Consider the following 796-nt stretch of genomic DNA (forward strand, 5'->3'; position numbering starts at 1 on the left):
TGCAGGAGTTCGACGGCGCGGCGCGCACGCGCGCATTCAGCCTGCTCGGCACGACCTTCGGCGTCGGCCTCGCGTTCGGGCCGGTGCTGGCCGGCGCGCTGATCGGGCATTACGGCTGGCGTGCGATCTTCGTGACGAGTGCGGTGGCCGGGGGGCTGTCGCTGGTATTCGGGCTGCCGCGCATGCACGAGTCGCGTGACCCGCATGCGACGGGGCTCGACTGGCCCGGCACGGTCGCGTTCACTACCGCGCTGACGCTGTTCACGTTCGGCGTGATCGAGGCGGCCGCGCGCGGCTGGTCGAGCCCGCTGGTGATCGCGCTGCTGGCAGGTGCGGCGCTCGGCGCGGGTGCGTTCATCGCGATCGAGACGCGCGTCGCGCGGCCGATGCTCGACCTGTCGCTGTTCCGGATCGCGCGCTTCGTCGGCGTGCAGGTGCTGCCGGTGTCGACCTGCTGCTGCTACATCGTGCTGCTCGTCGTGCTGCCGCTGCGCTTCATCGGCATCGACGGTTTCAGCGAGATCGACGCCGGCTGGCTGATGCTCGCGATTTCCGCGCCGATGCTGGTCGTGCCGCTCGTCGCGGCGACGCTCACGCGCTGGCTGTCGGCCGGTGTGATCTCGGGGCTCGGGCTCCTGATCGCGGCAGCCGGGCTCGTGTGGCTGGGCATCGCGCTGCGCGGCGGCGCGGGGGCCGCGGCGATCGCGCCGATGGTGGCGATCGGTGTCGGGGCCGGCATGCCGTGGGGGCTGATGGACGGGCTGTCGGTGAGCGTCGTGCCGAGGAGCGCGCGGGG

Annotated in this window: 1 protein-coding gene; it reads left to right on the forward strand. The window is 72.7% G+C overall.

Annotated features, from left to right (window positions below; genetic code table 11):
- The coding region (locus G3N99_RS40830) for an MFS transporter (RefSeq protein ID WP_206125264.1) at positions 1–796 on the forward strand (796 nt) is incomplete at both ends.

The sequence above is a fragment of the Burkholderia sp. Ac-20392 genome, assembly GCF_017104585.1.
Classification (GTDB): domain Bacteria; phylum Pseudomonadota; class Gammaproteobacteria; order Burkholderiales; family Burkholderiaceae; genus Burkholderia; species Burkholderia lata.